The organism is Vibrio sp. Isolate34 (assembly GCF_022397915.1).
Classification (GTDB): domain Bacteria; phylum Pseudomonadota; class Gammaproteobacteria; order Enterobacterales; family Vibrionaceae; genus Vibrio.
This window is the reverse complement of record NZ_JAKEUO010000003.1, coordinates 234,645-260,742: the sequence shown is the minus strand read 5'-3', so window position 1 is coordinate 260,742 and position 26,098 is coordinate 234,645. Positions and strand designations below refer to the sequence as shown.

General features: G+C 45.2%; 30 protein-coding genes. 9 read left to right on the top strand and 21 right to left on the bottom strand.

Annotation, left to right across the window (positions count from 1 at the left end; all coding sequences use genetic code 11):
* Entirely contained in the window at positions 1-957 is a 957-nt protein-coding gene (gene secF / locus L1D22_RS05740; RefSeq protein ID WP_239829018.1) for a protein translocase subunit SecF, read from the top strand.
* A gap of 200 nt (positions 958-1,157) precedes the next feature.
* Positions 1,158-2,024 (top strand): 23S rRNA (adenine(2030)-N(6))-methyltransferase RlmJ, encoded by an 867-nt coding sequence (gene rlmJ / locus L1D22_RS05735; RefSeq protein WP_239829017.1) that lies wholly within the window; start codon positions 1,158-1,160, stop codon positions 2,022-2,024.
* 297 nt (positions 2,025-2,321) lie between these two features.
* Here the strand turns inward: rlmJ and L1D22_RS05730 are convergent, their stop codons facing one another.
* The 3 genes from L1D22_RS05730 to L1D22_RS05720 all read right to left on the bottom strand — a co-directional run bounded on the left by L1D22_RS05730 (position 2,322) and on the right by L1D22_RS05720 (position 5,446).
* The gene (locus tag L1D22_RS05730) at positions 2,322-3,410 is read right to left on the bottom strand and encodes an alkene reductase (protein WP_239829016.1); all 1,089 of its coding nucleotides are present in this window, start codon (positions 3,408-3,410) and stop codon (positions 2,322-2,324) included.
* A 73-nt stretch (positions 3,411-3,483) separates the two neighbouring features.
* The gene (locus L1D22_RS05725) at positions 3,484-4,677 is read right to left on the bottom strand and encodes an MFS transporter (protein ID WP_239829015.1); all 1,194 of its coding nucleotides are present in this window, start codon (positions 4,675-4,677) and stop codon (positions 3,484-3,486) included.
* Positions 4,678-4,762: 85 nt separating this feature from the next.
* Entirely contained in the window at positions 4,763-5,446 is a 684-nt protein-coding gene (locus L1D22_RS05720) for an SDR family oxidoreductase (protein WP_239829014.1), read from the bottom strand.
* A gap of 125 nt (positions 5,447-5,571) precedes the next feature.
* On the opposite strand from L1D22_RS05720, the gene L1D22_RS05715 reads away from it, so the two are divergent.
* The 4 genes from L1D22_RS05715 to L1D22_RS05700 all read left to right on the top strand — a co-directional run bounded on the left by L1D22_RS05715 (position 5,572) and on the right by L1D22_RS05700 (position 8,010).
* A complete protein-coding gene (locus L1D22_RS05715; protein ID WP_239829013.1) occupies positions 5,572-6,507 on the top strand; it encodes a LysR family transcriptional regulator in 936 nt (311 codons plus the stop codon).
* Between the two features lie 108 nt (positions 6,508-6,615).
* On the top strand, positions 6,616-7,008 hold the full coding sequence (locus L1D22_RS05710; RefSeq protein WP_102314787.1) for a GFA family protein: 393 nt from the start codon (positions 6,616-6,618) through the stop codon (positions 7,006-7,008).
* A gap of 29 nt (positions 7,009-7,037) precedes the next feature.
* On the top strand, positions 7,038-7,505 hold the full coding sequence (locus L1D22_RS05705) for an OsmC family protein (RefSeq protein WP_239829012.1): 468 nt from the start codon (positions 7,038-7,040) through the stop codon (positions 7,503-7,505).
* 160 nt (positions 7,506-7,665) lie between these two features.
* Positions 7,666-8,010 carry a ribosome recycling factor family protein gene (locus tag L1D22_RS05700; protein WP_239829011.1) on the top strand — a complete coding sequence of 115 codons (345 nt, stop codon included), beginning with the start codon at positions 7,666-7,668 and terminating at the stop codon, positions 8,008-8,010.
* A 158-nt stretch (positions 8,011-8,168) separates the two neighbouring features.
* Here the strand turns inward: L1D22_RS05700 and L1D22_RS05695 are convergent, their stop codons facing one another.
* The 15 genes from L1D22_RS05695 to L1D22_RS05625 all read right to left on the bottom strand — a co-directional run bounded on the left by L1D22_RS05695 (position 8,169) and on the right by L1D22_RS05625 (position 19,903).
* Positions 8,169-8,408 (bottom strand): RNA-binding protein, encoded by a 240-nt coding sequence (locus L1D22_RS05695; protein ID WP_017057644.1) that lies wholly within the window; start codon positions 8,406-8,408, stop codon positions 8,169-8,171.
* Positions 8,409-8,536: 128 nt separating this feature from the next.
* On the bottom strand, positions 8,537-8,800 hold the full coding sequence (locus L1D22_RS05690) for a DNA polymerase III subunit epsilon (protein WP_239829010.1): 264 nt from the start codon (positions 8,798-8,800) through the stop codon (positions 8,537-8,539).
* A gap of 229 nt (positions 8,801-9,029) precedes the next feature.
* Positions 9,030-9,572: a DUF3833 domain-containing protein gene (locus L1D22_RS05685; protein WP_239829009.1), complete on the bottom strand. Its 543-nt coding sequence runs from the start codon at positions 9,570-9,572 to the stop codon at positions 9,030-9,032.
* Positions 9,569-10,144: a chalcone isomerase family protein gene (locus tag L1D22_RS05680; RefSeq protein WP_239829008.1), complete on the bottom strand. Its 576-nt coding sequence runs from the start codon at positions 10,142-10,144 to the stop codon at positions 9,569-9,571. The genes L1D22_RS05685 and L1D22_RS05680 overlap by 4 nt, the downstream gene beginning before the upstream one ends.
* Before the next feature lie 3 nt (positions 10,145-10,147).
* The gene (locus L1D22_RS05675; RefSeq protein WP_239829007.1) at positions 10,148-10,672 is read right to left on the bottom strand and encodes a DUF2878 domain-containing protein; all 525 of its coding nucleotides are present in this window, start codon (positions 10,670-10,672) and stop codon (positions 10,148-10,150) included.
* The gene (locus tag L1D22_RS05670) at positions 10,650-11,930 is read right to left on the bottom strand and encodes a cyclopropane-fatty-acyl-phospholipid synthase family protein (RefSeq protein ID WP_239829006.1); all 1,281 of its coding nucleotides are present in this window, start codon (positions 11,928-11,930) and stop codon (positions 10,650-10,652) included. The genes L1D22_RS05675 and L1D22_RS05670 overlap by 23 nt, the downstream gene beginning before the upstream one ends.
* Before the next feature lie 118 nt (positions 11,931-12,048).
* On the bottom strand, positions 12,049-12,855 hold the full coding sequence (locus tag L1D22_RS05665; protein WP_239829005.1) for a DUF1365 domain-containing protein: 807 nt from the start codon (positions 12,853-12,855) through the stop codon (positions 12,049-12,051).
* Positions 12,852-14,123 carry an FAD-dependent oxidoreductase gene (locus tag L1D22_RS05660; RefSeq protein WP_239829004.1) on the bottom strand — a complete coding sequence of 424 codons (1,272 nt, stop codon included), beginning with the start codon at positions 14,121-14,123 and terminating at the stop codon, positions 12,852-12,854. Before L1D22_RS05660 ends, L1D22_RS05665 begins: the two co-directional genes overlap by 4 nt.
* Positions 14,124-14,125: 2 nt before the next feature.
* Positions 14,126-14,857 carry an SDR family NAD(P)-dependent oxidoreductase gene (locus L1D22_RS05655; protein ID WP_239829003.1) on the bottom strand — a complete coding sequence of 244 codons (732 nt, stop codon included), beginning with the start codon at positions 14,855-14,857 and terminating at the stop codon, positions 14,126-14,128.
* Positions 14,857-15,288, bottom strand: a complete 432-nt coding sequence (locus L1D22_RS05650) for a nuclear transport factor 2 family protein (protein ID WP_239829002.1) — start codon at positions 15,286-15,288, stop codon at positions 14,857-14,859. The genes L1D22_RS05655 and L1D22_RS05650 overlap by 1 nt, the downstream gene beginning before the upstream one ends.
* 14 nt (positions 15,289-15,302) lie before the next feature.
* Complete coding sequence (gene phrB / locus L1D22_RS05645) at positions 15,303-16,733, bottom strand: deoxyribodipyrimidine photo-lyase (RefSeq protein WP_239829001.1); 1,431 nt, start codon at positions 16,731-16,733, stop codon at positions 15,303-15,305.
* Positions 16,730-17,677: a DUF523 and DUF1722 domain-containing protein gene (locus L1D22_RS05640; protein ID WP_132761603.1), complete on the bottom strand. Its 948-nt coding sequence runs from the start codon at positions 17,675-17,677 to the stop codon at positions 16,730-16,732. Before L1D22_RS05640 ends, phrB begins: the two co-directional genes overlap by 4 nt.
* Positions 17,678-17,851: 174 nt before the next feature.
* On the bottom strand, positions 17,852-18,532 hold the full coding sequence (locus L1D22_RS05635) for a ChrR family anti-sigma-E factor (protein WP_239829000.1): 681 nt from the start codon (positions 18,530-18,532) through the stop codon (positions 17,852-17,854).
* Positions 18,525-19,172: a sigma-70 family RNA polymerase sigma factor gene (locus L1D22_RS05630; protein ID WP_239828999.1), complete on the bottom strand. Its 648-nt coding sequence runs from the start codon at positions 19,170-19,172 to the stop codon at positions 18,525-18,527. The genes L1D22_RS05635 and L1D22_RS05630 overlap by 8 nt, the downstream gene beginning before the upstream one ends.
* Before the next feature lie 110 nt (positions 19,173-19,282).
* A complete protein-coding gene (locus L1D22_RS05625; protein WP_239828998.1) occupies positions 19,283-19,903 on the bottom strand; it encodes an LON peptidase substrate-binding domain-containing protein in 621 nt (206 codons plus the stop codon).
* Positions 19,904-20,160: 257 nt separating this feature from the next.
* Between L1D22_RS05625 and L1D22_RS05620 the strand changes: the two genes are divergently transcribed.
* Positions 20,161-20,547, top strand: coding sequence for a tautomerase family protein (locus L1D22_RS05620; RefSeq protein ID WP_017070218.1), 387 nt, complete (start codon positions 20,161-20,163; stop codon positions 20,545-20,547).
* A gap of 98 nt (positions 20,548-20,645) precedes the next feature.
* Here L1D22_RS05620 and L1D22_RS05615 read toward each other — a convergent pair whose 3' ends face one another.
* Positions 20,646-21,455 carry a DUF4344 domain-containing metallopeptidase gene (locus L1D22_RS05615; RefSeq protein WP_239828997.1) on the bottom strand — a complete coding sequence of 270 codons (810 nt, stop codon included), beginning with the start codon at positions 21,453-21,455 and terminating at the stop codon, positions 20,646-20,648.
* A 193-nt stretch (positions 21,456-21,648) separates the two neighbouring features.
* On the opposite strand from L1D22_RS05615, the gene L1D22_RS05610 reads away from it, so the two are divergent.
* Positions 21,649-22,005 carry a YibL family ribosome-associated protein gene (locus L1D22_RS05610; protein WP_132761598.1) on the top strand — a complete coding sequence of 119 codons (357 nt, stop codon included), beginning with the start codon at positions 21,649-21,651 and terminating at the stop codon, positions 22,003-22,005.
* Positions 22,006-22,320: 315 nt separating this feature from the next.
* Positions 22,321-23,547: a sodium/glutamate symporter gene (gene gltS / locus L1D22_RS05605; RefSeq protein WP_176679011.1), complete on the top strand. Its 1,227-nt coding sequence runs from the start codon at positions 22,321-22,323 to the stop codon at positions 23,545-23,547.
* 397 nt (positions 23,548-23,944) lie between these two features.
* On the opposite strand, the gene L1D22_RS05600 is transcribed toward gltS, so the two are convergent.
* Complete coding sequence (locus L1D22_RS05600; protein ID WP_161685409.1) at positions 23,945-24,601, bottom strand: NAD(P)H-dependent oxidoreductase; 657 nt, start codon at positions 24,599-24,601, stop codon at positions 23,945-23,947.
* A gap of 292 nt (positions 24,602-24,893) precedes the next feature.
* Positions 24,894-25,760, bottom strand: a complete 867-nt coding sequence (locus tag L1D22_RS05595) for a glycerol kinase (protein ID WP_239828996.1) — start codon at positions 25,758-25,760, stop codon at positions 24,894-24,896.
* Between the last annotated feature and the right edge of the window lie 338 nt (positions 25,761-26,098).

Genomic DNA, 26,098 nt, shown 5'->3' with positions numbered 1-26,098 from the left:
ATGAGAACTTCAACAAAAGTGACTAATTCAGACCGCTATATTTCAGAACGCTATTTTTCAGATAAAAAGATGACTCGCCTTCGTAAGGTGATGTCTATGATTTCTATTGTGCTGTTCATGAGCTCTGTGATGCTGGTGGCAGTAAAAGGTTTTAACTGGGGCTTGGACTTTACTGGCGGTGTGGTTGCCGAAGTTCAGCTTTCTGACCAAGTAACCAAAGACGATTTAAAAACAAAACTTGATGCGGCTTTCCAACAAGATGTGCAAGTTGTTGGCATGGCAGAACAAGATCGCTGGATACTGCGTTACAGCCAATTGACGGATGCACCACAGCCTAACCTAGTGGATGTTTTGTCATCGGTGAGCGACCAAGTACAAGTGCTTAACAGCAGCGTGGTTGGCCCTCAAGTGGGTCAAGACATGGTTGACCAAGGCGGCTTAGCAGTATTGGTGTGTTTCCTAATGATCATGCTGTACCTGAGTGTACGATTTGAATGGCGTTTGGCACTGGGTGCTCTTGCCGCGATCATCTATGACGTGACGCTTATCTTGGGCTTATTCGCCTTTACTCAGTTCGAGTTTAACCTAACGGTATTAGCGGCGGTGTTAGCGATATTGGGTTACTCACTCAATGACTCAATCATCATCGCCGACCGTGTGCGTGAGATGTTGCGTGGCAACCCTAACGGTGACACTGATAACTTGCTTAACGAATCAGTGAAAGCGACTTTCTCGCGCACCATGGTAACTTCAGGCACTACGCTAATCACTGTCTCGGCACTTTGGTTGCTTGGCGGCGCGGCACTGCAAGGTTTTGCGATTGCATTGGTTGTCGGCATTGTCAGCGGTACGTGGTCTTCAGTATCAGTTGGTATTACCCTGCCTAAATTGCTTGGCTTACAACCTTGTCACTACCAAGTAAAAGCACCAGTAGAAGTTGAGGGTGAGTACCCTTAGGTTGTCTATTCGCTAGCAGTACAAGTTAGCAAGTAACTTCAGTAAAGCCCTTCGTTTGTAATAAGACGAAGGGCTTTATTTTTATAAGAGTCAGACAGTTAGTCAAAAGAGAGGCTATTTCAAAAAACGATAGATTGAGCAGGAAAGCCCTCAGGATATGAAGTATGTTTATATGACGTCAGTAGAAATGAGGCAAGGGAATGGAATATCGACATCAATGTCATGTAGGCGACCACGGTGATGCACTGAAGCACCCCGTATTGAGTGCTCTGGTTCAGTCATTAATGCAGCAGCATTCACGCCTCAATGTTATCGACACACACTCAGGGACAGGGTGTTACGACCTCACCACTGCGCCAAGCAACCACGCGGGCGAATTTGCCGAAGGGGTTGGGTACTTATGGCGAAACAAGGCTTACCTTCCAGAGTCATTCGCGTCTTTTATGTCGGTGCTGGAATACTACAATCCTAATCAACTAATCACGCTGTATCCCGGCTCTGCGGCCATTACCTATCAACAAGGTCGCAGCCAAGACAGCTTCTACTTTTCCGATATTCAGCAAGACGAAGCCGACTTACTTCAAACCAATATTGAGAAGCTACAACGCGATCTGGATGTCTCAAGCAAGCTCACCATTACCGCGGGCGATGGGCTTAAAGCGTTACCTGATGATGTGGCAAAGCACGATAATCATCACCTGATTGTTATCGACCCACCCTATGAAACCGATGCTGAATATCTCGCAGTGATTGACGCCTTGGTGAAGGCTTATCAGCAATCTGAGAAAGTCTCTGCTCTGATCTGGTATCCGCTCTACACCGATGACAAAAGCTCACTGATTTTGAATCACTGCGTGACAGCGGTGAAAGATGGTTTGCTGCCAAGCCCGATCAAATCGGAATTACGACTGCGCGATCCTAAGGGCGATGACCGCCTCATCGGTAGTGGGTTGTTACTGTTTAACCCGCCTCAAGGCATTGCCGGAAAAGTGGCTGACACGCTCGATTATTTACATAGTCAGCTCGCAACTAATGGTGAAGGCTACTGGCAAATGAAAAGTCTATAAATCTGATTTGTATGGGCTTTCTGATGAATTAGTAGACACTGTTCACTAAATCATTGTTATTTATGTGGTTTAAATTGACCAAACGCTAACTTTTATCGATTGATTAATTGCCGTGAATCATTTAAAAATGGAATATCAGTGCGCGCAAGTGCATAATGGCTCATAAGTTAAATAATTAGCCCAAATTAATATCAGATTGTGGTTTACCCCCTAAACTGCATTAGGCTCGCACTAGTCATGCGAGCCTTTCTTTTGCCCGAAGGAAAATCTAGAGCAGTTCTAATAATTCCAAATTCATTACAAAGCTGGATAATCGATGTAGCCTTTTTCGTTGCCGCCGAATAGAGTGGCGCCATCGAGCTGTGCTAGCTTGCTCCCTTTTTGTAGGCGTGATACGAGATCAGGGTTGGCGACAAATGGGCGACCAAATGCGACGAGATCCGCGTAGCCTTTGCTTAATACTTCTTCGGCGCGCTCTGGTGTGTAGCTGCCTGCGACGATGATGGTGTTGGAGAATAGCTCCCTTAGCTCGATACGGAAGCTTTCAGGTATCACAGGTGCGTCATCCCAATCGGCTTCTGACAGGTGCAGATAAGCGATATCACGTGCTTGCAGTGCTTTTGAAGCTTCTAAAATCGTTGGCACGATATCTGGGCAGTTCATGTCTTTGAAGGTAATGAATGGAGCTAAACGTACGCCCACTTTGTCCGCGCCAATCGCATCAATGACGGCATCTACTACTTCAATTAAAAAGCGAAGTCGGTTCTCACGGCTTCCGCCGTAGTTGTCGGTACGTTTGTTCGAGTTGGTTCTTAGGAATTGATCAATAAGGTAGCCATTACCGCCGTGGATCTCGACACCATTAAAGCCTGCCTCGATGGCTTTCTTTGCTGAGTTCGCAAAATCTTGAACGACGCGGTCGATGTCTTCTTGGGTCATCTCCCTTGGTTGGATGCAATCGACCATGTTGCCGTTACCATTCTCATCGGAAATCCATACTTGAGTTTCTATTGGCGCCAGCGCTGACGGTGCAATCGGCAGTTCGCCCTTTTGAAAGGTAGTGTGAGACACGCGGCCTACATGCCATAACTGGCAGAATATCGCAGCACCTTGTTCTTTTGCGGCTGTGGTTACTGATTTCCAACCTTCGATTTGCGCATCGGTATAAACGCCGGGTGTGAATGAGTAGCCTTGAGAGTCATCCGAAATTTGCGTGGCTTCGGTGATGATTAGCCCTGCACTTGCTCGTTGTTGGTAGTAGGTTGCCATCATGTTGTTTGGCACGTTTCCAGGTTGACTAGTGCGAGCGCGAGTCATGGGCGCCATAACGACGCGGTTTTGCAGTTCTAGGCCTTTGAGTTCTGATGTTTCGAATAATTTGTTCATGGTATCTACCTTGTTTTAATTCTGTGTTCTTGAATTCAGTGTTTTTAGTTGTGTGTTCGGGCTATAAGTCTCGTTATTTGCTTTCTGCTGGGCTGAAAATAGAGTTGCTTTGTGGTTTGCCTGCTCGGTTGGCTTTAGCGATAAGTAGCAAGCCAATGACAGGGACAACAACGGCTGCGAACGGAATCATTCCTGCGCCCAGTTGGCTGTCGAGTACCATGCCGCCAAGGAATCCACCGAAGGCATTCGCCAAGTTAAACGCTGAAATGTTGGCTGTTGCGGCAAGCTCTTGGCCTTCGCCACCGTGGTTCATCACTCGAAGTTGCATGGCAGGAACGTTCGCAAATGATGCAATACCAAAGACAAATGCCGCTGCAACGAATAGGACTTTGTTGTCTACCACTAGGCCCACCACAACCAATGACACGATCATTGCGACTGCCCAAAACATGGAAGCTTTGCCTAGGTCTTTATCTGAAGAGCGGCCGCCCAAGGTGTTGCCTATGATTAAGCCGATACCTACAATCACTAAGATCCAAGTAACAGACTCTTGGCCGTAACCCGTGATGTGCATGGCGATAGGTGCTAGGTATCCGTAGAGCGTCATGAAGCCAGACCAAGCAAAAGCGGTGATCGCCAAGCTGATAAGCAGCATAGGATTTTTGAACGCCATAAGCTGAGTTTTGATGTCTTTCGCTTCGCTGTGACCCGTTGACTTGATAGATGTCAGGATAGAAATCATCGCAACTGTGCCAAGTGCCGCAACGGTAAAGAAGGTGGTGTGCCAACCGAATTGCAAGCTCACCCATGTACCTGCCGGAACTCCAAGAACGTTAGCGAGCGTTAAGCCTGCGAACATTTGTCCAACGGCGCGGCCTGCCATTTTTTCCGACACTAGGTTGGTCGCGACAACCGCACCTATGCCATAGAAGGGACCTTGCACTAAGCCTGCAATTACACGGCTAGCGAGTAGTAATGGGTAGTTAGGCGCTAGGGCTGACAAGACATTACCAATAATGAACAGTGCCATTAATCCAATCAAAACCATCTTCTTATTAAAGCGTGCAAGGTAGATGGTTAAGATCGGCCCGCCGATAACGATAGCTAACGCATAAGCACTGATTAGATAACCTGCTTGGCCTTCGGTGATCGAAAGGGATATGGCAATTTGCGGAAGGATACCGGCGATAACAAATTCAGCCGTGCCGATTGCAAATGCCGCGAGTGTCAGTATCCAAACTTGGAATGGGATCTGTTCTTTTTTCATAATGAACTACCTATGTAAATTCTGGTTTGTTAGGACGCTTAGGTACACGTCCTAACGATTGTTCTTTGTGTCTTTGCGAGGTGTTTTAGCCAAGCAGCGCGCCGCCATCGATGTCGATAATTGAGCCAGTCACGTATGGGTTTTTAATCGCGAACAGGTAGCCCATGGCAGCCTCTGAAGCATCACCGACTTTGCCAACAGGTAAGTTATTCTTGGCGTTGTCGTACATTGTGTTACGAGATGAGTCGTCCATATTTTTGTAGGCTTCGGTCATGGTCAAACCCGGGCTAACGGCGTTCACTCGAATAGGTGCGAGTTCTTTTGCAAGCACTTTAGTCACGCTCTCTAGTGTGGCGTTGATGGCGGTTTTTACGTAAGTGCCGGCGACCACTTTGCGTGACAACATGCCTGTGGTAAGCGTGATAGAACCCTTGGGTTTGATATAACGTGCGGCATGCTTGGCTACGTTTAAGCTGCCCCAAAATTTGGTGTCAAATGCCGTTTTCGCGTCTTCAATCGCAACGTCTGTCACCTTTCCCGCCGGAGCGGATGAGCCCGCAGTCACCACTAAATGATCGAAGGGACCAATCGATTCGAAGTATTCGCAAATCGACTTTTCATTGCTGATATCAACGCCTGTATGTCGGCTTGCAATGTGTACTGTGTTGTCTTCGTTTCTCAATTGCATCGCTAATGCTTTACCGATGCCAGACGTGCCACCAATGATGACGAAAGTGCTCTTTTCTTGGTTCGCTAGTGTGTTGTTCATGGTCTGAATTCCTGCGTGTTCTACTGATGGTTGTCATTATATTTGTTCGACTAAATTTGATAATTGGCTAAAATATAAATTCATTATTCGGTTTAAATGAACAATAAAGCGAGAGCACGAATAGCATGGATAAGTTTTCAGACATGGCGATGTTCGTCAGTATCGTGAAGCACCAAGGGTTGGCAGCAGCAGGGCGAGAGCTAGGCTTATCACCTGCGACCATGACGGCAAGACTGCAGGCACTGGAAGAGCGATATGGCGTGAAGCTGTTGAATCGAAGTACTCGACATGTGTCTTTGACTGATTCAGGCGAGCTATATCACAAGGCGTGTTTGGAGATATTGGATAACGTTAGCGAAGCCGAAAACCTGATTCAAAATGGTGTGAAAGAGGTTAAGGGCCCATTAAAAATCGCCGCACCGAAAGACATCGGCAAGCAGTATATTCTTCCAATTCTCTCTGAGTTCTGTCAGCAGTACCCAGATGTGATTCCTTATCTGTATTTGAACGATAACCTATCGAATATTGCCGAATCGGGTATGGATATTGTGATCCGTTATGGTGAGTTGGTCGACAGCAGTTTAATCTCTCGCCGTTTGTCGCCAAGCCGACGTGTGCTGTGTGCCTCGCCTAGATATCTTGCCAAGCATGGAACGCCGTTGACGCCACAAGATTTGGTCGAACACGATTGTTTGGCGATGCTGCGTAGTAATGAAGAACTTAAGACATGGCACTTCCAAGATCACGATATGAAGAAGTCGATTACCGTTGTGCCAAAGCGATTCTCAGACGATGGCGAAGTGATTCGCTACTGGGCATTAAAAGGTGAGGGTATCGCCCTTAAATCGGTGCTGGATGTACAAGACGACATCAATAACCAACGCCTTGTGACTCTGCTTAATGGCTACATGAAAAACTTCAACACCTCGACCTCAGTATCAAGCGCCGACTTGAATGTGGTGTACATCAGCAAGAAATATCAGCCGAAGCGTATTCGACTCTTCTTAGATTATCTTCTTGAGAACTTCAGTGGTTTGGTCGAGAGATCAGGTAAAGAGTAGACGCTTACCTACGCATGACGGATCTCTCGAACTCAGCGTCAGCTTACGGACAGAGATCATTGAACTGGTTATTATACCAGCAGCATAAGGACGTGATTGGAGAGAGAAATGAAAGTCGTCGGTAACACGGTTATCCAACCTTTTCACAAAGCCACCTGCCACTGCGGCGCGGTTGAATTAGAGCTGAGCCTACCTAACGGAATAGAGAAGCCGCGTCGATGTGATTGCTCTATATGTCGTCGTAGAGGCGCGATCGTTGGTTCTGTCGCTCTGGATGGCATCAAGATCATCAAAGGTGCTGAGCATCTCAAGCTTTATCAATTCAATACTAATACCGCGAAGCATTACTTCTGCTCAAACTGCGGCATCTATACCCATCATCAACGCCGTTCAAGTCCAAATGAATATGGTTTTAATATCGGTTGTTTGGAAGGGGTGAACCCTTTTGATATTGGAGATGTGGTCACCAACGATGGTGTCAACCACCCAGCTGATCGTTAATTTATTGAACACTATAAAGGGAAGGGGTTATGTCTGAATACGGAGCGGTCATTCGTTGGCAAAAAGCGAAAGAAGAAGTCTTTAGCGACAATCAATACAGCCGCGGCCACACGTGGGAGTTCGATGGTGGTGTCACTGTGCCTGCTTCGTCTTCTCCATATGTTGTGCCACTACCGCTCTCTGTTGAAGCGAATGTTGATCCAGAAGAAGCCTTTATTGCGGCACTTTCTAGCTGTCATATGCTGACCTTTTTGGGCATCGCGGCTAAACAGAAGTACGTAATCGAATCTTATGTAGATGATGCGATAGGTGTGCTTGAGCAAGATGAGTCAGGTCGTTCATCCGTTACTTCAGTGACCCTGCGCCCTAAGATAGTGTTTATTGGTAGCAAGGTTCCAACCCGTGCTCAACTCGATAAGCTGCACCACTTAGCGCATAAGAATTGCTTTATCGCGAACTCCGTAAAAACGGACATTGTGGTAGAAGCTAAAGTGTAAACAACACACGTTAAAATAACCGCGAGTCTGCATAGCGCATGACTGGCGGTTTTTTTGTGTCTGTGTAATCCTACTCATGGTTTTATGAGTTGTGATTGAAGAGCTGAGTTGTGAGTACTTAGCGCTTCAATGATTGATAGAGATTGGTTGGCAGAGAGTTATGTTTAGCGTCCCACTGAATAGTTTTGTACATCGTGTGAGTGATAAAAGCCAAGTGATGGCGAATGCGACTGAGTGTGGATGCCAGTTGAAACGAGTTCGTCGTTCACGCAATTGGTTATTGGTGGCTCAAAAACATCAACTCATTGAATTTAAAACCCTACTCACCCATGAAAAAGATGGTTGGATCGCCATTGCGATAGACAAAGTGCTGCCTAAACCTGTGGTGTGTTTGGCTTCGCTTCTAGCAGCAACGCCTACGATGACGGTCGCTCAGTTAGTGATGGAATCTGGATGTTCAATGGCAGAAGCAAGGCGTGCGATTGATGAACATGAAGGGTTATAAACGCGAGCTTTAAGTAAGCCGGTCGTGTTGTGAAAAGAGAATCGCGAGCAGCAAAAAGCCCGTAACGATATTGTGTTTTTCAGCGGAATATCGTTACGGGCTTTATCATCTGTGCTGCCGTTAAGCTAAGCCATGTGGCTTATGAAGCATTGACTCGATTAAGAGTTCGCTACTTTTACACGAATCGTGTTTTTGCCCAGTTTAGTCATGTTCAGCTTGTTTAGTGCCGCTTTCGCTTCTTCGTGCTCTGGCATTTCAACAAAAGCAAAGCCTTTTGAGTCGCCAGTTTCTTGGTCTAAAACTAGGCTGCACTCTTTTACTGAGCCAAACTCAGAAAATAGCACACGGATGTCTTGCTCAGAAGTAGAGCGTGATAGGTTACGAACTAGAAGTTTCATAATAAACCTTGAATATGAATTTACGCCAAGCATTGTCGCACACTTTCATGCTCACCCTGACATAATAATTTAAGTTCATGCTTGCTTGGGTTTGTTAAGTAGTAGGGCCCGCGATTTTTAGAATCAGGTTACTCTTCGTCGAACTGTTTTATAGTGAACGCGTCTTCGATTCGGTTAAGCTCTTCTTGTTCTTTAACTCGCTTCTCTTCTTGGAGAGTCGCTTTCATCTCGTTAAGACGCTTCTTCTCTGACTTAGTCAGGAACTTCACTGCTTTTTTGTTGGTCAGTGCGTAAGCAACTACGTCTTCACCTTTTTCTCTGCGGTCGTTTACGCGTTGTGAGAAACGTTCATTGTCGCGAGCTTTACGCTCCGCTGAGGATAACTTGCTCATGCTTTAAAGCCTTTTCAATTAATTATGGTAGGGAATCTACGCTAAGCGAAACAAACAGGAACTACTGAGTATGAGTCTAGCCCATTTGTATGCTGGTGGCGCATCTTAGCACAGAGGCTTGAGCTTGCAGGTATGCAATTCGCGGGATCAAACAAAACAACCCACTACATGTCGTTGTGGGCTGCAAGTTAAAGGCTAATAAAACAAGGTGAAGCTAAGGCTCGGACCATCAGATTTTCTCGATGTATAAGATGACCTCTCCGACCTTAAAGCCAAACTTAGACATCTCGGTTTTGTTGAAGAGTCGTTTATCATCCATTAAGAACATCCAGTCATCTAATACGACTTCATAAGTGCTTCCGTCCACTTCTATTTCTAAATCGTATTTCCAATACAGGGCCGAACCTTGGGTCTCGCCATAAGCGGTGCCCACAACGTCATTAGCAGTACCTGAATAGGTATTTTCGCCGGTTTTTATCAGGTTCCAAATCCGCGTTGAGCGCTCACCATCGGCGAAAGAAAACCACTCTTTGATCTCTCCGTTGTCACCGTCCCACGTGGCGATTAGCTTGGCGTCAAAACGTCGCAGTAAATTGCCAGAACGGTCGAGCACGATGCCGTAGGCCATTAACTCGCCATTGAAGAAGGTTTCAAGTTTGAGTTCGGGAGTGGTGTCTACGTGGTTATCTAAACTTGCAGAGCCACAACCCGCTAACCAAGTGAGAGAAAGCAGTGCCAGAGAGAATTTTATTATTTTTGTTTTTAGACTCATTTATTTAAACCTAATAGTTGTTTGCGAAGGCCGGGCTCAGATGTGTTTTCAGATAACCAGATGGCTAAAAAGGCCTCACCAAATTGTTTGTCTTGGATTGTCCCGATTGGTTGCTCATCGAAGTAAAAGCGGCTGACATTATCCTCCGCGACGCGAATGGTGAGAGTGCTTCCTTCTTCAACGTTAGGCCACATCGCGTACAAGGGTTTCAACCAACGTTGAATGTTGCTGTTGGAGTAGCCAAGCTTGTTCCACTGATCTTCGGTAGCGTCTACGAGATCTTTGCTATCGATAGAGCGGTAATATTCAAGCTTTAAGGCTCGTTCAGAGTTGGTTGGAGTCGCGTAGAATTCAGCGGAGTAGAGAGTCCAGAACAGATAACTCATTTCGCCTTGGCCACGTTTGCTTAAATCATCGACAGCAGACGCTTTGGCGTTTCCGGCAAATAACAACGCAGCAAAAATCAGCGAGAGAGTAATAAAGCTTAGAAGTGTGTTTTTTGCTTGCTTATGAGTGCGAACTATATCTCGCTCAGATTTGAACGTTTGTGTCGGGTTGCGTGAATAAGCCATAAGTCACCTCGTTGTCCTTGCCATTTCAGGTTGTATTAAGTTGGAGTAGGCGGCCACCAGTAAGGGCAACAAAATCCCCCAACTCACTGCAAGGGCAGCAACTACCGATGCATCTGGCCAAGTAGTAAGAAGGGCGCCTGCTTTGATGCCTCCCCAATAACTACTAGTACCTGCTACGAACCCTATGGCGAACAAGATCACTTTCGAGCATTTTAAAAGCCAGTTAAGGCTGTGGTTGAAGCTAATCAAAAACATGATCCACAGGCAGATGAGCCACACGGGAAACCATGATTGATTGGCAATTTCAGGAACGACGGCAAACACGCCGAAGTGAAGCATGAGGCTATCGAGTAATAGCCCCAATGGAAGTAAACAGAGTACTTTCAGATCGCTACTGCGAGTTGGGGAGAGAAAGAAGTGCACGGCCACAATCAGTGGCGCGATAAACGGGGCTTGCGCGGTAAAAAATGCACTGCAAACCCAGGTCGCTTGAAACAGAACGAGATTAATAATCCAAAACCGCTTCATCTTTTGCTCCAAAGTAACGAGGTTTTCTGGCTACAACATGGTGAGTGCTGATCACGCGTTCTAAGAATGCGCCTTCACAGTAGCAGAAGTAGAAGATCCATAGGCGCTTAAACTCTTCTGAATAACCGAGGGACTCTAGCTCTTCCCAACTATTTTCAAAGGCAACATTCCAGTCGTTAAGTGTGCGAGCATAGTGCAGGCCTATGTCGTCAACTTCTTGAACCACAAGGTCGGTGCTGGTCGCAAGATGCTGGGTCATGACTGAAACGGAAGGTAAACAGCCACCTGGGAATATATACTTCTGAATAAAATCGACGCCTTTGCGGTACTTCTCGTAACGACTGTCAGCAATGGTGATCGCTTGAATAAGCATCTTGCCTGACGGTTTCAGTAACGAAGAGCACTTCTCAAAGAAGGTTTGCAGATATTCGTGGCCTACCGCTTCGATCATCTCAATAGAGACCAACTTGTCATATTCACCAGAGAGGTTGCGATAGTCCTCTTTGAGTAGGGTAATTTTGTCGGTTAAGCCAAGCGCTTTCACTCGTTGTTCAGCAAGCTCGTGCTGCGCATCTGAAATGGTAGTGGTCGTCACGTGGCAGCCATAATGTTTGGCCATAAATATCGCCAAGCCGCCCCAGCCGGTGCCTATCTCAACCACGTTGTCGATTTCAGACAATTCTAAACGCTCACAGATGGTTTTCATCTTGTTCTGTTGTGCTTGAGAAAGAGTTAACGCGTCTTCGCTGTAGATAGCCGATGAGTATTGCATTGAGCTGTCTAGGAATCGCTCGTACAGTTCGTTGCCGATGTCGTAGTGAGCTAAAATGTTGCGTTTAGACCCTTGCTCGGTATTGGCATTCTTACGTCGCAATAACAGGTTTTTGATGCGAGATATCCATTGTGTTTTATCGTCCAGTTCGTCTAGTTGCGCTTGGTTACGCGCCATGATCTGGATAACCCGGGTTAAGTTTGGGCTGGTCCATTTACCATCAATGTAAGCTTCGGATGCCCCAATACTGCCGTTGATGACGACATCCCTAAAAAAGGTCGCATCATGAATCACGATTCGACCGTTCAAGCCTGCTTCTCTATCGCCAAAAACTGAATGTTGATCGCGCTCGATGATTTCAAGCGTTGCGAATTGCAGGCGCTCTAGCACCTTGAAGATTAAAGCTCGATATTTACAGTTGCTTGAAACAGCAACGGCATTAGCTTGTTGTTCAATGTTGTTGTTTTGTTTTGCAAGCTGTTCCATGTAAACCTCGCTGAGAATTCATTCTAACTTTTTGCCAACTAAAGTCGGGTGCTGTTCTTTGGTTTGAGCACACCCAAATCGATAATTGAGTTGTACTGTCTAGTTACTGTAAAGGCGCTTACGACGTTGAGTCTGGGTGCGCCACGAACGGTACTTTTTTCAGGAATAACTTGAGGGCCTGATAATAGATACCCATCACGACTTTTATCGTCATTGCCGGAATCTTGAATACCGTTCGTCTAATGTTTTTCTTGGTCACAGACTGTTTGGTCAGTGCCAGTGTCGCATCGAAAATTTTGTCGCTTCTGCGGCTCTCGATGTGAACGAGAGTTCGTTTCGCTGGTGGCTTAATCTTCCAAAAGTAGGTCATGTTTAAGTCCATGAACGGTGAAACATGAAACTCTTTCTTTACCTTCAGCTCTTGGTGCATGTCGATGAGGTAATAATGTCTTTCTCGCCAAGGCGTGTTACTCACTTCAGCCAACATATATTTGCAATCGCCTGTTTCGTCATAACAGAAGAAGCAGTTGATCGGGCTGAAATAGATACCTAAACAACGGCACTGAGCCAGCATTGTCACACGGTTTGAATCAGACCAAACCCCACCAAGTTGTTGCACTTTAGAAGCTATACGTTGCTTGAGTGATTTAGGTTCATCCGTTGAGACATTTTCTTTTTTTTCAGCGAGATAATCCGATTCGACAAAGCGAATCGGGTTGTACCATTGTGTCCCAAACAGCGCGCTGCGCGCTGTGGTTTGAGGCAATTCGTCAAGATCCAGCCCCATCATATAAAGCTGATAACTGAACTCATGAGTGATATCGCCAAAACGGCGGTGCCTTACGTTACCCCAATAGATACCGCTGAGCTCTTCACTCTGTTCGGATGCGATCCCCATGTCGGGTGTCATGGTGTGCGTGTTCATAGTGCTGAACTCGCACTCAAATCTAGACCGAAGCGTTGAGTCACATCGAGTGCACTGTGGACGCCATCTTCATGGAATCCGTTGTACCAGTAAGCGCCTGCAAAGTGCGTATTGTTTTGGCCGCAGATTTTTTCACGTTGTTGCTGTGCGTTCACCGTGTTCGAATTCAGAACAGGGTGGTGATACACAAAGCTTCGAATAATTTTCTCTGGGTCAATCGCTTCACTCTGATTCAAGGTCACGCAGAAGGTGTCTTGGCTTTCGATACCTTGCAGGATGTTCATGTTGTACGTGACACAAGCTGGTCGTTTACTATTGCCATCGAGCATGTAGTTCCAGCTCGCCCACGCTAGTTTTCTGTCTGGTAGCAGGTTGGTGTCTGTGTGCAGAACCACTTCATTGCGGCTGTAAGGGATCTCGCCTAGTACCTGTTGCTCTTGTTCAGTTGCGTCACCCAGTAGGTGCAGGGCTTGGTCTGAGTGACAAGCGAATATCACTTCATCGAAGTCTTGTGTGCCGCCATCTTCAAACTCAATGGTAATGCCAGTCTCTTGGCGGGTTACTTGTTTGATTGATGTATTTAACGCGACCGGTTTGTTTAAACGCGAAAGGATGATCTCAACATAAGAGCGAGACCCTTTAGGGATCACATACCACTGCGGGCGGTTGGCAATGTCTAGCAGGCCGTGGTTGTAGAAAAACTGAATAAAGAATTTAAGCTCAAACTCTTCCATCTCTTCTAAGCTTGTCGACCAAATAGCAGCGCCCATCGGCAGAATATAGTGCTGACTAAAGAAGTCAGAAAATTGGTTATCACGCAAGAAACTGCCAAGGGTAACGTCTGGAGTAAACTCATTGCTTTCAAACTGAGCCTTACACAATTTGTTGAACTTGAGAATGTCAGAAACCAAAGACCAGAATTGAGGTTTGAAGATGTTACTCCTCTGAGCGAATAACGAATTAATGCTGTGACCGTTGTATTCAAACTTGGTGGTGGTGTTGTGAACGCTGAAACTCATCTCGGTGGGTTGCCTTTCGACGCCCAGTTGCTCGAGGAGTTGATTGAAATTTGGATAGGTTCGATCGTTGAATACGATAAAACCAGTGTCGATAGAAAACGCCGAGCCTTGATGTTCAATATCAACGGTGGCGGTGTGCCCCCCAGCGTAATCATTTTTTTCGAATACTGTTACGTCGTGGTGCTTATCTAATATGTGCGCGCAAGTGAGTCCAGAGATGCCTGAACCAATAATGGCGATTTTCTTCATTGTTATACCATCCTTGAAGCGAGTTTTTGCCAAACTGAAGTTGGAAGCATTCTTAATAGCTTCATCAACATGATGAATCGTCTTGGGAAGTCGATCTCACTCTTTCCTTGAGCAATACCGTTTACGATTCGCTGAGTTGCGGCCTCACTACTAATAATCATAGGCATAGAGAACGTATTTCGCTCGGTTAATGGCGTTTCTACGAAACCAGGGTGCACAATTGAGACATGAATATCGTGCTGTGCTAGGTCAACCGAAAGCGTTCTACCTAAATATGTGAGTGCCGCCTTTGAAGCGCCATAAGCCTCGGCTCTAGGCAAAGGCAAAAAGCTGGCGCTTGAACTTACCAAAACCAAGCGACCGCCGGGTTTGATATTTTTGAGCCACGCTTTTAAGGCGTAGCCAATTGAGATTAGATTGATGTTGATGACGCGCTCGAAAAGCTCCGCATCAAAATTCAATGGGTCGTCGATGTACTCACAATCCCCCGCGTTCAAAATCAGCAGGTCGAGCGGCTGGTTTTGGTCTAGCTCAGGGAAGTTGTGATAGTCGGTTAGGTCAAAACAAAGTGGCTCTATCGATGAGTGAGATAAATCCGTCTCGTGGGAATCGACTAAGGCTTGTAGCTTGTCTGGGTTGCGGCCACAAGCAATCACCTGATGCCCTTGTTGAGCATAATCGAGAGTCAGTGATTGGCCGATACCAGAGGTCGCGCCTGTGATCATAATACGCATTATCGGCTCGCTCTTTTTTTGATGGATTTGATTGCGCAGCCCAATACCGGAATGTGCTCGTACAACATAGAGCCGACGTCGAGATAGTCTCTGTGATAGATCACTTGGTCATCGAGCATCTTCAAGTGGCTGTGACCTTGAACTTCGATAGGCTTTTGACCATTCAATTGCTTGTGAGCGAATTGCATCGTCCAATACACCGCGGCTTCGCCATTGGCTTCAAAAACGTGCTCGATGTGGAAATCACAGCTGGTCACCTGCGTGTAGATGTTTTCGAAGTAATGAGTTAGCGCAGCAATTCCGCTGACATGATGCAGCGGATCTTGGAATTCGATATCAGGGTGATAAACCGTCTTTAGCACGTCGAAATTGTCGGTTCCGAGTTCTCGATACATGTTGAGAAAGTTAGCAAGCCATAGAGAGTTATCCATAATATTCACTCTAATTATTTGAAAAAGGCTAAGGCTCTCAATCGTGCTTCTTTGTGTTCAACGATGGGTTGCCAGTATTCGCTGTTAATTCCGTTTTTTGCAATGTAATCATGTGGGAAATGCACATGCTTGTCAGGAATATTTTGCAGCTCTGGTATGTACTTACGAATAAAAGTTCCTTTCGGATCAAACTTTTCACTCTGGGTGATTGGATTGAAAATTCGGAAGTAGGGTTGAGCATCACAGCCAGTACTTGAAGCCCACTGCCAACCACCATTGTTAGCGCTGAAATCACCATCGATAAGGTGCGTCATAAAGAATCGCTCGCCCCAACGCCAGTCAATGAGCAAGTGTTTGGTTAGGAAGCTCGCCACCACCATTCTTAGTCTGTTGTGCATCCAACCTGTATCAACCAATTGACGCATTGCTGCATCAACTAAAGGATAGCCGGTTCTCCCTTCACACCAAGCTTTGAAGCTCGGGTGATCCTGATACCAATCTAAGCCATTGTACTTTTGTTGAAAGTTAGCGCCTTTAACCAGTTTAGGATGATGAAACATTAAATGCTTATAAAAATCTCGCCAAATCAATTCATTAAGCCAAGAAAAGGCGGGCAATTGCGAGTCAAACAGCAGATCAGGTTGTTGCTGAATCAACTGAATCGCTAACCATCTTGGGCTCACTGTACCGATCGTTAAGTAAGGTGATAGGCCAGAGGTTCCTTTGACGGAAGGGATGTCTCTCAGGTGTGCATAATCATTGACTTTGTTAGCCAAGAAGTTAGGGATTACGCTGTTTAGTACATCTTCGCTCATTGGCCAGCGGCTTGAATCAACGCGAGGGAAGTCGAAGTCGTAATCATCGGCAAGTCGATAAGCTGAAAGGCTGTCAGGTAACTGCGCTTCTGAATGTTGGTCATCAGGGCTTTCAGCCGGTATCACTGGAGTATGACTGCATTGGATACCCTTGGCTTGTACCTGTTTTAACCAAGCGTTTTTGAAGGGAGTGAATACCTTGAACATCTCGCCTTGCTGATTAAGCACGCTACCCAGTGGCAGCATCACGTCACAATCGCTGATTTGGAGGTTCACCCCGCGTGAGATGAGTTGTTGGTCGCGAGCTTGCTCATCCACTTCTGGCTCTGAATTGGCGTAAACAGACTGAGCATCGATTTGTTTACACAAGTCGATAAGCTTTGTGGCCTGGTCGTCAAAATCTGTGGCTTTTAAGTGCAGCAGAGTGATACCGAATTCCGCGAGCTGTGATTCGAGCTGCTTGAGGTGTCGGTAAATGAAATCTGCTTTTATTGGAGCAAGGTGATGTTGCTGCCATTGCTGCGGAGTTGAAATAAAAACGGCGATAGAGACGCCGTTTTCAACTGCAGAGACGAGAGCTGGGTTATCGTGAATCCGCAGGTCTCGTCGTATCCATAGAATGTCGCTCAATATCCGTATCTCAGTTTAAGTTCTTGTGGGTGAGGGTTGAGGTAAACCTGGGATTCCAAGTACTCGTTCGGGTACTCCATTAAGTAGTGGTTTATCAGTGTCAACGGCACTAACAGGGGAATAACACCTTCTCGAAAAGCTGCAATTTGTTTGGTCAACTCTTGTTTGTGAGCGCTACTTAATTGTTTTTTGAAATAACCTTGCAAATGATGCAAAGTATTAGCATGGCTACCACGATTCGCATGGTGTGATAACGCTGTCATCAAACCTTCGATGTACTGATCTGCAAGCTCGTTAATGTCGAGATCATTTCCCGCTAAAAGTTTACCCAGTCGTTTATAACCTTCTACGTGGTGGCACATCACTAAGTACTTGTGAACGCTGTGGAATTGAATCAGTTTGTGCTTCGTAATCCCTTCGTCGACTAGATCTAACCATTTCTGATAGGTGAATACTCGCGTCATGAAGTTTTCACGTAGAATGGGGTCGTTAAGGCGACCGTTTTCTTCAACAGGAAGTAACGGGTTACCGTCCATAATTTGTTGGGTGAACATGCCTACGCCAGTCGATTCAGAGCCGCGACCGTGGTGGTGGTATACCTTCACACGCTCCATGCCACAAGTGGGACTCTTCTGACACACAATAAATCCAGCAATGTGTTGGTTGTTCTTTGAATAGTTTTGACCAAACTCAATCAGTTCGTTGGTCACGTCACCTGACCCGTCTGGGCGAGATACATGGATAATGTCATCTAGCATTCTTGTTTGGCGAATGGTTGGACGAGGGGTTGGAAGGCCAATAGCCATTTCTGGGCAAACAGGTTCTAATTCCACGTAGTCTGCTAGGTCGTCTGTACAAAAACGAGAGCGTTTATGACCTGTATCGAAACGTACTTTGTGTCCAGCAACACATGCACTGATACCGATTTTAATTTTCTTTTCCATTGGCCAACTCCTTTGCTCTTGCTCTGAGCACTTTCTTATATTTCAACATTGTTAATCATACTTATAGAGCTGGGTGTGTTTTTACTTTTACACCGTAGATGTTTTTATTCAGCTGTATGAACGATATACAGGATAGCTTCATGCCATCCTGTATATTTATAGCGTGCAACTGGGTTAATATATATATTTTCCAAGTGGATTGAATAGTTGGCTTACACCTTTTGTGAAGTAGAGCGCGTCACTTGAAACGGTCAAGCACACACAGCCTTCTTTGGTCGCAGGTTGGTGCGTGTGATTACCATCCAACCAGATGAAATCGCCTTTGTTGTAGACACCCATTTCATCTTCAAAGCTGCCTTCTAAAAGAAGGGTGATTTCGAAGCCTTTGTGAGTGTGGCAAGGCACTTGTCCATCTTTGTCAATGTGCAACAAACTGGTGTGGTGAGATTCGTCATCGAAGTCGAGTCTTGCTCGTGAAATCTTACCTAGGTTTATCCAATCTTTTCTCGCCACTGAATTCAGAGCGCGAGGAATTGTGAACGTGGTATTTGCAACAGTGACTTGTTCTACCTTAGGTTCAACCTCCACCGACTGAGATAAATCAGCAGTAATTTGCTCAATTGCATCAAAGTCGAAATCCACATCGTCCATTGAAAAACTGTCTGACTTTTCGCTCGCGAACGCAGGTTCTTTGTCGAACGCTTTGTTTGCCGCTTCAGCCGTTAACTGTTTTACTTTCTCTTGGCAGTGTTCACATAGTTCTACATGACTTGACACAATCAAAGAAACTGAGTCAGCAAGCGTGCCGTCTGCAAAGTCTTTCAACATTGCTTCGTTAGGGTGATGTTTAATCATGTTTTTGTTCCCCCATGTGAACTTTAAGTTTGGCTAAAGCGAGTCTTAGACGTGATTTCACCGTTCCAAGTGGGACGCCAAGTTGTTGTGCAAGTTGCTCTTGAGAGAGTTCTTGAAAATAAACCCCTTTAACGATGGTTTTCTGAGCCAGAGGCAGCTTGTCTATTTGAGTCATTACGTGTCGGCTCATCAAATGATCACCAAACGGTAGTTCTTCGCTTTGAGATTCTGCAACCATCGCGTCGACAGGCCAGATGTCATCTGCGATAGTCTGTTCCGCTTTGGCTTTTACCTTACGCAACATATCAAAAGCTGCATTTCGCATCACGGTGTAGACCCAAGTCGTCGCGGCGCCCTTATCTTCGTTATAGAGATGGGCTTTCTTCCAAACGTTGGTCATGGTGTCTTGAACCAGCTCGTTCGCCGCGGCCTCACCGCCTAACTTGCTAATTCCGAAACGCTTTATCTTGGGAGCAAAGAACTTAAACAAACAAGTAAATGCCTGCTTGTCTCGGTCTGTACCAACCAAAATCAACCAGCTTGAAAGTTCTGCTGGTACTTTGGTTTCGGTCGGTGTTTTCTCGTCTGGGATAATGACATGCTCCTTGCCTTTCCCTAAGCTTCTGCTCTCGACTTGCATAGTACTTGCCCATCATACAAATTTGGTTGGCAGTACGTGAAAGTTGAAGGTCGGGATCACTTTAAGTTAAATTAATTTTCACTATACAAAATTATAGCGAAGAAAAGTGATTATTGCCCCGTAATGATTTGATTCAAAAAAGGAACTAAAGAGGGAAAGCTAGCTGGCTCGGTGAACTCTGTTTTCTTTTCCAAAGGGATAGGCATAATCTCGAGAAGTCGCGCACAAATCCATTGCGGGCTTTCGAAATCAGGTGTGGGGTAGAGCGTTCTTATCGAATCGTGGTCGCGAAACAGTTGTACCAAAAACGCAGTAAACACGTTGGGCACGTCGTATTCGAGAACCGGCCAATGGGGCAGTGGTCTGAATTTGCTTTTTATTAGGCCAACGGTGTCTCTGTGAGAGGAGTGAAGCTGCACAAGTTGCTGACCTTCCACGTCGATCTCCAATATCTGGTCATCGGACATATTAAAGTCGACGATGGATACTTTGGTTCCCCAAGAGCTGAGGTGTTCTGAGTTCACGTTGTCTTGAGTGGCAATGATAAAGCCATCGCCCTGCGCTGCATGTGCGACCATCGCAAGATATTTGGGCTCGAAAATGCGCAGCCTCTGTCTCCCTCCTGGTAACAGGAAGACGGGGAGGGGAAACACAGCGAGTTCTAGAGAAGACTTTACGGGTGTTTCTGGTTCGGCTTTTGTCCGTGTGGTCTTCCTAGGTGTATTAGGCACATAGCGCTCCTTAGTTGAGATGTGATTCAGGGAGATATACGGGCAGTCGCTAGGGTTCGATCAATTCGCTGTGGCTGTAATGGTTTGCTGCCATTTGGTGAGGGTATGTTTTTTGTTGCACCTGTTCATAAATTCATTGTTTTAACCTTCTTTCATCGACGGTATTAGGTACTATATGTACAAATAGTAAGCGAATGGCTAGACGATGCTGCTATCTAACGTTCTTCTTTACCTGACATCGCATCAAAGGAATGGTCATGATTGTTATCTATGGTATCAAAGAGTGCTTAAATCCAATTAAGTTGCAACTCTCGAACGTGTTGCAGCAGTGTTTGAACAGTGAGATGGGTTTACCTGATGACAAGCGCGCACATCGGTTTGTGCCTTTAGAAAGAGACGATTTCTTTTACCCTGAAGGACGGACAGAGGCTTACACCGTTATTGAGATCAATATGATGGAAGGTCGAGCGGTAAACACCAAGAAGCGCTTAATTAAGAAGATATTTTCTGAAATAGAAAAGCAACTGGCTATCTCTCCTATTGATATTGAAATTACCATCAAAGAACAGCCCTCGCACTGTTGGGGATTCCGAGGCATGACAGGCGATGAAGCTCAAGATCTTAAATATAAAGTGAAGGTCTAGGGCTTAAGCCAAGCGACCTATTCGTGTGTTAGCTTATTGACTTATTGACTTAATAACTGAATAGCGGCTTTGGAGTCTGATGCCAAAGCCGTTTGTTTTTAGCTCTCGTTACTGTCTTTTAAATACTGATGCCAATTCTCTGTAATCACATCAAAGTGCTCGACGCAGAACTCCTTTCTGTCTTTCAAATAATCGTTTTCTACTTCATCGAGTAAATTCTTATAGGCTTCAGGGTCGCTGCCATACACCAAGCATAAAGTAGAGAAGTAGCGTTGAAGGTCAAAGCTGTGCTCATCGATGTATTCACCTAAATCATAATATTCAGGGCGGTCTTCAGATTCGAAGGCAAACATGTCAGCTGCGCTGATAGCAGCATCGGCACCGTGTTCCACATAGTTAAGCAATAGAATAGTCGCTAGGTTGTCGACCGCATCTTCTTCTTTGCCCAAGATGGCAATCTTTTGGTCTTCGATATAAGCATGTCCTGCTTCGTGAAGTAGGGTGTGCAGCAAGGTATCGACAGCCCCGGTTTGTGCCGATTTCCCGTACTCTTTTTCGTATTGGTTCTTCTCAAAGTAATTGAGTGATTCAGCGTAGAAACCATATGGGATGAGCACTTGATGGGTTTGTGGATCGTAGAGTGGGCCATCGTCGCCACCGTATTGAATGACCAAGGGCTGCTTGAACATGAATAGCTGATTAGATAGGTCAATCACGGTGTCATTGACACCGCTGAGCTCAATCTCTTGCTTGATCTGCTTTTCTTCATCGGTTTGAGGCGTTGCATATTCAACGATTAAGTTGTTAGGCAGTGTATTGTCATTAGATGCTTCACTGGACGCATAAGTTTTGGCAAACACAGAGCCAATGGCTAGGCTATAGATCAGTGCTTGTTTCAGGTGTGTCATCGCGGGTCCTTGTGATTTGTTTGAATGTTCAGCTCTAGATTGATTCGCGAGCGACTGAAGGTGGATTGAAAGACAGTTTAGGTTAGATTTCATCCCATCGGTGATTTTTAAGATAAATTTCGGTTCACGTAAATCCTTGTGCTATACTCCGCGCCCCAATCCGAATTGGCTTGCTTAATCTTAGGAAATTATTATGAGTGCTAAAAACGAACTTCAACAAATTAACAACCGTCTAGACAAGTGTCGCCACAAGTTAGATGCTGCTAAAACTCGTAATGATCGTCCTGTTGTTCGTCAGTTTGAAGAAGAGATTAAGAAGCTAACGAAGAAAATTGCCCAGCTTAAGCACAAGCAAAGCTTCGATGTGAATCAAGAACGTAAGTCGTTGCTTGATATGCCATTTAGCCGTGAAATCACGAAAGCTGAGCAAGCAGATATGGGTAAACTGAAAAAGTCTGTAAAAGGATTAGTGGTTGTTCACCCAATGACGAAGATTGGTAAAGAGCTTCGCATTGAGGTTATGACGGGTTACGCACCGAAAAAATTCTAATTACCAGCAATGGTGATGAAAGAGGAGCTAGCAATAGCTCCTTTTTGCTTTCTTAGGTATGCAGAAAGCGGAATATCGACAATAACATTTGTATCAGCCTAGACTTATTTGGAGGTGATTGTTGTCACAAAACCTTCTATCTCCTATAAAAGTTAACGTGCCACTAACATGACACTAGGCAGACGCAGTATTGTGTTCGGCTTGCAAATCCACCATTTCTTACCGATTTGCATAAATACAGGTAGAGCAGCACAAACAATTACAGATAAAACTAGACTCATTAGGGAAGATGAGAACGTAAAAAATAGAGGTTATATGAATCAATTAATTTCAATAGGGCCACTAGAATCCTTCCTAATCGCGATTAGTGTTTTGTTTCTAGGGCATTTTGTAAATGCAAAGCTACCGGTTCTCAAAAAGTACAACATTCCAGAGCCCATCGTCGGCGGCTTGATCGTCGCTTTTGCTATTACAGCCCTACATTTTAACGGCGTTGATCTTGAGTTCTCCTTGCCTTTACAGAACACATTCATGTTGATGTTCTTTGCAACGGTTGGCCTTGCTGCTAACTACACCCAGCTTATAAAGGGTGGTGCAAAGGTGTTCTTGTTCTTAGGTGTCGCTTCGGTTTACATCATTATTCAAAATGGTGTGGGCGTGACACTGGCAACCGCCCTAGGTCTTGAACCTTTAATGGGTTTGATAGCGGGTTCTATCACGTTATCTGGCGGTCACGGTACAGGCGCAGCTTGGTCTCAAACCTTCGCAGACACGTTTGGCATTGCTAACACCTTAGAAATCGCGATGGCTTCTGCCACCTTCGGTTTGATCATTGGTGGTATCATCGGCAGCCCTGTGGCACAAAAGCTGATTGATAAAAACAATCTTGAATCTGAATACGGCACTGGCACGCAAACGCACGAACGCTTCCCTGAACTGGTTACTTATAACGAGTACGAAGAAGACAAAGTGACGGCGAAGAAGGTGATTGAAGTATTGTTCATTCTTCTTATCTGTATCACGGGTGCGAGATATCTAGAGCAATGGGTAGCGACCTTTGAAATTTCTTGGTTGATGATTCCTGACTTCGTTTACGCGTTGTTTATTGGCGTGTTCATCACCAACGTTTTTGAAGTGACTAAGTTGCATAAAACCGACAGCGAAACGGTCGATATTCTAGGTACTGTGTCATTGTCACTGTTCCTAGCGATGGCGCTAATGAGCTTGAAACTGTGGAACATCTTTGACCTTGCGATTCCGTTCTTGGTCATCCTTGCAGTTCAGGCTGTTGTGTTAGGTATCTTCTCTTACTTTGTGACGTTCAAAGTGATGGGTTCGAACTATGACGCTGCGGTTATGGCAGGTGGTCACTGTGGTTTCGGCCTAGGTGCAACACCAACAGCAGTAATGAACATGGGTTCTTTGGTGAACCGATTCGGGCCTTCACCACAAGCCTTCATGGTTGTGCCAATCGTGGGTGCCTTCTTTATCGATATTGTTAACTTGATTATCCTACAAGGCTACATCTCGTTTATCGGATAATGTGAACACCACGTTTAACGTATAAAAAAGCCAGTCTGTGAACTGGCTTTTTTGTGCGTGTTTATCACGGAACCTGACCTTTGAGAGCTTGTACGTGTTCACCTCAGCGTTCAGCCTTCATCGAATCTATGAGGTTCTGAACGGTCATTACGTTTGCGCTATGGCCACCGTCTCACGTGAGTAAAGCGACCTTGAAAGCTTACAAGGGAATATATATGGCCTCATCACATTATAAAGATATGCATATAAGGGCTTTGGTAACAACGACAATGTGTGAGTCTTGCGGTGAACTTTTAGTCGTAGAAGGCTAGGTTGGTTTCGTATATAAAAAAGGCCAGACAAGAGTCTGGCCAAATAAAGCAGTGCGATTTTTTTAGCGATTACAGCGTAGTAGCTGTTATAACGTAGTAACCACTTCATCAAGAGCTAGACGCGCTTTTGGTTTACCGTGGTTGTAGTCTTCGCCGTCTTTGTGGTAGCCGATAGCGAGTGCTACATCAACAACGTGACCTTCTAGTTCTTCAGCAAACTCTTCGCCGATCATAGCAGCGTCTACACCTTCCATAGGAGTTGAAGCTATGCCTAGGCGAGCTAGTGTGTGCAGTGTGTTACCTAGTGCGATGTAAACTTGAGACTTAGTCCAGTTACCGTTGAAACCTGTTTCGTCTGTGTTCATTTCTGCGAATGCGTAAGCACCTAGGAATTGCTCGTACATTTCAGCTGGTAGGTGACCAGAGCTTACTTCTGTATCAGCACGCTTAGCGAATTTCTCTTTAGTGTACTTAGGATCATGAGCAAATAGGATCGTGTGTGACGCTTCTTTCGCATGTGGTTGGTTAAACTGGAACATGTTCTCGAAAGTGTTGTGGAAGCGCTGTTTAGCTGCGTCGCTCTCAATGATGATGAATTTCCAAGGCTGAGAGTTAATTGAAGAAGCAGACAAACGAAGTGCTTCTTTGATTACTTCCATGTCTTCCGCAGAGATGCGTTTTTCTGCATCGTATTTTTTAGCTGTGTAACGAGTGTTTAGATCAGTAATGATTGGATGAGTCATGTTGAATCCTAATATCTATCAATAATAAATGTTGTAGGGTTTTATGTTCGGTAACGTCAACAATAAACAGATAACGCACTTAAACGAATCTCAATAGATTGAACGTCTAAATAGTTATCGAACATGCCCCAATTAAATCGAGTATCTGCGGTAGCTCAAGTCGATGGGTGTAAGATAATAGAAGATGGGCTGGGGAAAAATAGCGAACATATCAAATCACTATGGTAAATAATGTCCACAATTAGAGCTTAAGTGTGATCTTGATGTGTGATGGCGCGCTAAGATCAGTCGCTTAGTACGCCTTGATGCCATATTGACGCAATAATGGTGGAAGTACGCTGTCTAGGTTTGGGATATCTTCTGGGGTGAGCTCAATTAAGCTGAAGCCGTGTTCTGCGTATGTTTCTCTCGTTTCAACGCGTTTGTCTTCTGCTATTGGGGCTGAGTCGGTTCCCCAGAACTGGATGTATACCTTGCCGTTTGGCAGATAAAAATCACTGATCACTTCTTTTGATATTGGTAGTGGACGCTCATACGCATGCACCACTCCTGCCATATAAAGCCAGTTATCGATGATCAGCTCTCCCTTTGAACGAACATAGTGCCCATCTAAGGTTCGGTGTTTAGCCTCAAATTTCTGACGGAAGCTAGAAAACGACACATCGGTCGAGTGGCTTTCTGCATCGTGCCCTAAGAACTCGACAACAGATTGCTTTAATCGTTTATTGCGGACCAACGAGTCGTGCCATACCACGAATAAATTCTCAGTCGCTTTGTCTTCTCTTTGTTCACCTCCGGCTTTTAAGCCTGTGGAGGTGACGTGCCAGCCATCTTCTTCTTTCTTTATCCACCCAAGTTCATTGAGCAATAAGTTGATCTTCTTGGCGCTGAGCTCAAAGGCGTGACCAAGTTGCGTCGCGGTTAATGTTTTGCCAGAGAATGACTCTAAGTCGATAAGCAGTTTTTCTGGCCATACGATAAAGACACCAAACTTTTTGTGCTCCACATACTCCCCACCAAAACTTTCCCCTCGCTCTGTCAGTACCCAACGCTCTTGTGAACGCACAATATAGCCAGCGGTTTTTAGATCACTAAATAGCGCTTTGGCTTCTACACCTTTTTGTTTCGCGAGTGCTGATGTGGAAATTTTGTCTGACATAGTCTTTTCTCAAAGCAGAGCGATCTGCGGATTCAGGTTGAGGCGGTGGTGAATATGAATAGGTAAATACAATAACACATCTATCAATGCTAACTGCAGTTCAGTGGTCTATGTTTTTAGTAGAGCGTTAGGTCTCGTTTTGTATTTTTAGCAAAATGTAGCTCAGTCTGTAATTAAATTACAATTATAGCGATTTTGCTCATCTAGGTGCATATTTTATATACGTGACACGATGTTCTTTTATACGGTTTATATAGATCTTAGATGCTATATTTTATTAAGTGTGATTTTGATCACTATTTATTTTTAAGTATTACAAAATAAAATGTGATCTTGAT

Bases quoted from the DNA above. Each gene is read 5' to 3' on its own strand.
- L1D22_RS05595 (WP_239828996.1), bottom strand. From the start codon at position 25,760: ATGTCAGACAAAATTTCCACATCAGCACTCGCGAAACAAAAAGGTGTA.
- L1D22_RS05665 (WP_239829005.1), bottom strand. From the start codon at position 12,855: ATGAACACGCACACCATGACACCCGACATGGGGATCGCATCCGAACAG.
- L1D22_RS05720 (WP_239829014.1), bottom strand. From the start codon at position 5,446: ATGAACAACACACTAGCGAACCAAGAAAAGAGCACTTTCGTCATCATT.
- secF (WP_239829018.1), top strand. From the start codon at position 1: ATGAGAACTTCAACAAAAGTGACTAATTCAGACCGCTATATTTCAGAA.
- L1D22_RS05710 (WP_102314787.1), top strand. From the start codon at position 6,616: ATGAAAGTCGTCGGTAACACGGTTATCCAACCTTTTCACAAAGCCACC.
- L1D22_RS05640 (WP_132761603.1), bottom strand. From the start codon at position 17,677: ATGGAAAAGAAAATTAAAATCGGTATCAGTGCATGTGTTGCTGGACAC.
- L1D22_RS05700 (WP_239829011.1), top strand. From the start codon at position 7,666: ATGTTTAGCGTCCCACTGAATAGTTTTGTACATCGTGTGAGTGATAAA.
- L1D22_RS05695 (WP_017057644.1), bottom strand. From the start codon at position 8,408: ATGAAACTTCTAGTTCGTAACCTATCACGCTCTACTTCTGAGCAAGAC.
- L1D22_RS05635 (WP_239829000.1), bottom strand. From the start codon at position 18,532: ATGATTAAACATCACCCTAACGAAGCAATGTTGAAAGACTTTGCAGAC.
- rlmJ (WP_239829017.1), top strand. From the start codon at position 1,158: ATGGAATATCGACATCAATGTCATGTAGGCGACCACGGTGATGCACTG.
- L1D22_RS05630 (WP_239828999.1), bottom strand. From the start codon at position 19,172: ATGCAAGTCGAGAGCAGAAGCTTAGGGAAAGGCAAGGAGCATGTCATT.
- L1D22_RS05620 (WP_017070218.1), top strand. From the start codon at position 20,161: ATGATTGTTATCTATGGTATCAAAGAGTGCTTAAATCCAATTAAGTTG.
- L1D22_RS05725 (WP_239829015.1), bottom strand. From the start codon at position 4,677: ATGAAAAAAGAACAGATCCCATTCCAAGTTTGGATACTGACACTCGCG.
- L1D22_RS05650 (WP_239829002.1), bottom strand. From the start codon at position 15,288: ATGGATAACTCTCTATGGCTTGCTAACTTTCTCAACATGTATCGAGAA.
- L1D22_RS05655 (WP_239829003.1), bottom strand. From the start codon at position 14,857: ATGCGTATTATGATCACAGGCGCGACCTCTGGTATCGGCCAATCACTG.
- L1D22_RS05690 (WP_239829010.1), bottom strand. From the start codon at position 8,800: ATGAGCAAGTTATCCTCAGCGGAGCGTAAAGCTCGCGACAATGAACGT.
- L1D22_RS05600 (WP_161685409.1), bottom strand. From the start codon at position 24,601: ATGACTCATCCAATCATTACTGATCTAAACACTCGTTACACAGCTAAA.
- L1D22_RS05680 (WP_239829008.1), bottom strand. From the start codon at position 10,144: ATGGCTTATTCACGCAACCCGACACAAACGTTCAAATCTGAGCGAGAT.
- gltS (WP_176679011.1), top strand. From the start codon at position 22,321: ATGAATCAATTAATTTCAATAGGGCCACTAGAATCCTTCCTAATCGCG.
- L1D22_RS05610 (WP_132761598.1), top strand. From the start codon at position 21,649: ATGAGTGCTAAAAACGAACTTCAACAAATTAACAACCGTCTAGACAAG.
- L1D22_RS05675 (WP_239829007.1), bottom strand. From the start codon at position 10,672: ATGAAGCGGTTTTGGATTATTAATCTCGTTCTGTTTCAAGCGACCTGG.
- L1D22_RS05615 (WP_239828997.1), bottom strand. From the start codon at position 21,455: ATGACACACCTGAAACAAGCACTGATCTATAGCCTAGCCATTGGCTCT.
- L1D22_RS05660 (WP_239829004.1), bottom strand. From the start codon at position 14,123: ATGAAGAAAATCGCCATTATTGGTTCAGGCATCTCTGGACTCACTTGC.
- L1D22_RS05715 (WP_239829013.1), top strand. From the start codon at position 5,572: ATGGATAAGTTTTCAGACATGGCGATGTTCGTCAGTATCGTGAAGCAC.
- L1D22_RS05670 (WP_239829006.1), bottom strand. From the start codon at position 11,930: ATGGAACAGCTTGCAAAACAAAACAACAACATTGAACAACAAGCTAAT.
- L1D22_RS05705 (WP_239829012.1), top strand. From the start codon at position 7,038: ATGTCTGAATACGGAGCGGTCATTCGTTGGCAAAAAGCGAAAGAAGAA.
- L1D22_RS05685 (WP_239829009.1), bottom strand. From the start codon at position 9,572: ATGAGTCTAAAAACAAAAATAATAAAATTCTCTCTGGCACTGCTTTCT.
- L1D22_RS05730 (WP_239829016.1), bottom strand. From the start codon at position 3,410: ATGAACAAATTATTCGAAACATCAGAACTCAAAGGCCTAGAACTGCAA.